We start from the raw sequence: 4,197 nt of genomic DNA, 5'->3' as shown, positions 1-4,197 counted from the left end.
CGCCCCGGCGGCTCGCTCTTTTTTTTAGCCGGTACGGGTCTCGACGGGAGTGCCGTGCCAGTTCTCACAGGGGAGCCAAACATGGAACAGGATAACGCGCCGACGGTCTATATCCTCATCGGCCGGGCCTGGCGGGACAAGTCGGAGGATCGCGGACCGGGAACGTCGGTCAACGTGGTGCTCGGCGCGCCCGACGACGACGGTGCGGTGCGCCGCACGCTGGAGGCCCTCGGCGAGAACGGCTTCGTGGAGGCCGAACTCGACAAGATCGGCATCCTCACCGAGGTGCCGGAGGACGAGCCGTTCCTGCAGGCCTATCGCGATGCGATGGAAGGCAAGATGGCGGTGATCGCGTTCACGGACTGATTCCGATTTCCGCGGCAAGTGGCAGGGCGCACAACAGAATCGCTTTTGGCCCGGGCGCGGGAATCAGGCGAGGCTCCGGTGTCGGTTTTTGCCGATGCGGGGCTCGCAGCAGGTGCCATTTCCCAATTCTGCGGTCTGCCGGCTGCGGGACGTCATCGCGGGCCGATCCGGCGGTGATTGCCGATCTTTCGTCATCGTATACATTGGCGAAACGATATTGCGCGGAACGCCGCTGCGCATTCGTAAAGATTGTGCGCCTGCGGCATTGGCGCCCGGACGCCTGCGCAGCCTGAAAAAACGCCGGCTCTTGCGGAAAAAACGGGCACGGTGGGGTTGACGCGGAATCCTGAAACGACTAGGTTCCGCCCACTTTCACGGCAGGTGGTAAGTCGGGTTGATCCGGTCCGCACCAAGGACTGGACGGAAGACTTAAACACTGCCGCGTTTTTGGCGAGATTAGCCGGACACATGATCGCGACCATCCGGTTCGTGGTCCTCTGTGGTTTTAAGGCGCCGTCCGCATCCGAATGGAGCGGGGCGGCGTTCGTTCGTTCGCGCAGGGTTCGGTCCTGGCGCGGAGGATCTTGAGCTGGATACGGAGAAGGCAAGGGATGCCGACGATTCAACAGCTGATCCGCAAGCCGCGGAAAAGCCCGCCCAAGCGCAACAAGGTGCCGGCCATGGAGGCCTGCCCCCAGAAGCGCGGCGTGTGCACGCGCGTCTACACGACCACCCCGAAGAAGCCGAACTCGGCACTTCGTAAGGTCGCCAAGGTGCGCCTCACCAACGGCTTTGAGGTGATCGGCTACATCCCGGGTGAGGGGCATAACCTGCAGGAGCACTCGGTGGTGATGATCCGCGGCGGCCGCGTCAAGGACCTGCCGGGCGTCCGTTACCACATTCTGCGCGGCGTGCTCGATACACAGGGCGTCAAGGACCGCAAGCAGCGCCGGTCGAAATACGGCGCGAAGCGGCCGAAGTAAGCGAGGGAAGCGGGAATGTCTCGTCGCCACAGTGCAGAGAAACGCGATATTATTCCGGACCCGAAGTTCGGCGATATCGTCGTCACCAAATTCATGAATTCGATCATGCGCGACGGCAAGAAGTCGGCCGCGGAGGCGATCGTCTACGGCGCCTTCGACGTGATCGAGGACAAGGCCCGGCAGGAGCCGGTGTCGATCTTCCATCAGGCGCTCGACAACGTCATGCCGCAGATCGAGGTGCGCTCGCGGCGCGTCGGCGGTGCGACCTACCAGGTGCCGGTCGAGGTTCGCACCGAGCGGCGCCAGGCGCTGGCCATCCGCTGGCTGATTACCGCCGCGCGGGCTCGCAACGAGCGGACGATGGTCGAGCGGCTTTCCGGCGAACTGCTGGACGCCTCCAACAACCGCGGTAACGCGGTGAAGAAGCGCGAAGACACGCACCGCATGGCGGAAGCGAACCGCGCGTTCTCCCATTACCGCTGGTAGCACGAACGTCGAGAGAGCGATCCCCATGGCCCGCACCCACAAGATCGAAGACTACCGCAATTTCGGCATCATGGCGCACATCGATGCCGGCAAGACGACGACGACCGAGCGCGTCCTCTTCTATACCGGTCGCAGCCACAAGATCGGCGAAGTCCATGACGGCGCGGCGACCATGGACTGGATGGAGCAGGAGCAGGAGCGCGGCATCACGATCACGTCGGCCGCCACCACCTGCCACTGGCAGGACAAGCGCCTGAACATCATCGACACCCCGGGCCACGTCGACTTCACCATCGAGGTCGAGCGCTCGCTTCGCGTGCTCGACGGCGCCATCGCGCTGCTCGATGCCAATGCCGGCGTCGAGCCGCAGACCGAGACGGTGTGGCGCCAGGCCGACAAATACCACGTTCCGCGCATGATCTTCGTCAACAAGATGGACAAGCTCGGCGCGGACTTCTACCGCTCGGTGGAGATGATCAAGAAGCGCCTCGGCGCCAATCCGGTGGTCATGCAGCTTCCCGTGGGTGCCGAATCCGATTTCGCCGGCGTCGTCGATCTGCTGCGCATGAAGGCGGTCATCTGGGACGCGGAAAACCTCGGTGCCTCGTTCCATGACGAGGACGTCCCGGCCGATCTCGTGGAGAGGGCCAAGGAATTCCGCGAGAAGCTCATCGAGCAGGTCGTGGAACTCGACGAAGAGGTCATGCTCGCCTATCTGGAGGGCGAGGAGCCGGACATCGATACCATCAAGAAGCTGATCCGCCAGGGCACGCTCTCCAACGAGCTGGTGCCGATCTTCTGCGGCTCGGCGTTCAAGAACAAGGGCGTGCAGCCGCTTCTCGACGGTGTGGTCGACTACCTGCCGAGCCCTGTCGAGGTGCCGGCCATCAAGGGTATCGATCCCAAGACCGAGGAAGAGACCAAGCGCGTGTCGTCCGACGACCAGCCGCTGTCGATGCTGGCCTTCAAGATCATGAACGACCCGTTCGTCGGCTCGCTGACCTTCTGCCGCATCTATTCGGGCAAGCTGGATACCGGCGTGTCGCTGCTCAACACGGTGAAGGAAAAGCGCGAGCGCATCGGCCGCATGATGCAGATGCACTCCAATCACCGCGAAGACATCAAGGAGGCCTATGCCGGCGACATCGTCGCCATCGCGGGCCTCAAGGACACCACCACCGGCGACACCCTGTGCGACCCGCTGAAGCCGGTGATCCTGGAGCGGATGGAATTCCCCGAGCCGGTCATCGAGATCGCGATCGAGCCGAAGACCAAGGCCGACCAGGAAAAGATGGGCCTTGCCCTCAACCGCCTCGCCGCCGAGGATCCGTCCTTCCGGGTCAAGACCGACGAGGAATCCGGCCAGACGATCATGGCCGGCATGGGCGAGCTTCACCTCGACATTCTCGTCGACCGGATGAAGCGCGAGTTCAAGGTCGAGGCCAATATCGGCGCGCCGCAGGTGGCCTATCGCGAGACGGTCACCAAGGCTTACGAGATCGACTACACGCACAAGAAGCAGTCCGGCGGTTCGGGCCAGTTCGCCCGCGTCAAGCTGGTTATCGAGCCGGGCGAGCCGGGCGAGGGCTTCCAGTTCGAATCCAAGATCGTCGGCGGCAACGTTCCGAGGGAGTACATCCCCGGCGTTTCCAAGGGCATCGAGAGCGTCATGGGGTCGGGCATCATCGCCGGCTTCCCGGTGGTCGACGTCAAGGCGACGCTCATCGACGGCGCCTACCACGATGTGGACTCCAGCGTTCTGGCCTTCGAGATCGCCTCGCGTGCGGCGTTCCGCGAAGCGCTGCATAAGGCCGGTCCGAAGCTGCTTGAGCCGATGATGAAGGTCGAGGTGGTGACCCCGGACGAGTATATGGGCGACATCATCGGCGACCTGAACTCCCGGCGCGGCCAGATCACCGGCACGGAAAACCGGGGCATCGTCACCGTGGTCAACGCCATGGTGCCGCTCGCCAACATGTTCGGCTACGTCAACACGCTGCGCTCGATGAGCCAGGGCCGGGCCCAGTACACGATGCAGTTCGATCACTATTCGCAGGTGCCGCAAGCGGTCGCCGATGAAGTTCAGGCCAAATTCGCCTGAAGACCCTTTTAACGCCGACTTTAGAAGTCAGAGAGAACGGAGAGATCCGATGGCGAAAGAGAAGTTTGCGCGGACGAAACCGCACGTAAACATCGGGACGATTGGTCACGTGGACCATGGCAAGACGACGCTGACGGCCGCGATTACGAAGTTTTTCGGTGACTTCAAGGCGTATGACCAGATTGACGCTGCGCCGGAAGAAAAGGCGCGCGGCATCACGATCTCGACGGCGCATGTGGAATACGAGACGGACGCGCGGCA

At 63.0% G+C, this 4,197-nt stretch carries 5 protein-coding genes; all 5 read left to right on the top strand.

The genetic code is table 11. The features are described 5' to 3' along the window. Positions 1-81 precede the first annotated feature (81 nt). The gene (locus CH339_RS23430; protein WP_111436835.1) at positions 82-366 is read left to right on the top strand and encodes a hypothetical protein; all 285 of its coding nucleotides are present in this window, start codon (positions 82-84) and stop codon (positions 364-366) included. Positions 367-977: 611 nt separating this feature from the next. Further along, positions 978-1,349 (top strand): 30S ribosomal protein S12, encoded by a 372-nt coding sequence (gene rpsL / locus CH339_RS23425; protein WP_111436834.1) that lies wholly within the window; start codon positions 978-980, stop codon positions 1,347-1,349. A gap of 15 nt (positions 1,350-1,364) precedes the next feature. Beyond that, positions 1,365-1,835 (top strand): 30S ribosomal protein S7, encoded by a 471-nt coding sequence (rpsG, locus tag CH339_RS23420; RefSeq protein WP_111436833.1) that lies wholly within the window; start codon positions 1,365-1,367, stop codon positions 1,833-1,835. Between the two features lie 25 nt (positions 1,836-1,860). Next, on the top strand, positions 1,861-3,936 hold the full coding sequence (gene fusA / locus CH339_RS23415; protein WP_111436832.1) for an elongation factor G: 2,076 nt from the start codon (positions 1,861-1,863) through the stop codon (positions 3,934-3,936). 49 nt (positions 3,937-3,985) lie between these two features. Further along, positions 3,986-4,197 (top strand): GTP-binding protein (locus CH339_RS23410; RefSeq protein ID WP_245408169.1); only part of this gene is annotated, 212 nt, incomplete at its 3' end.

The organism is Rhodobium orientis, from assembly GCF_003258835.1.
Classification (GTDB): Bacteria; Pseudomonadota; Alphaproteobacteria; order Rhizobiales; family Rhodobiaceae; genus Rhodobium; species Rhodobium orientis.
Note: the sequence above shows the minus strand (reverse complement) of the source record. Positions and strands in the feature narration are given on the sequence as shown.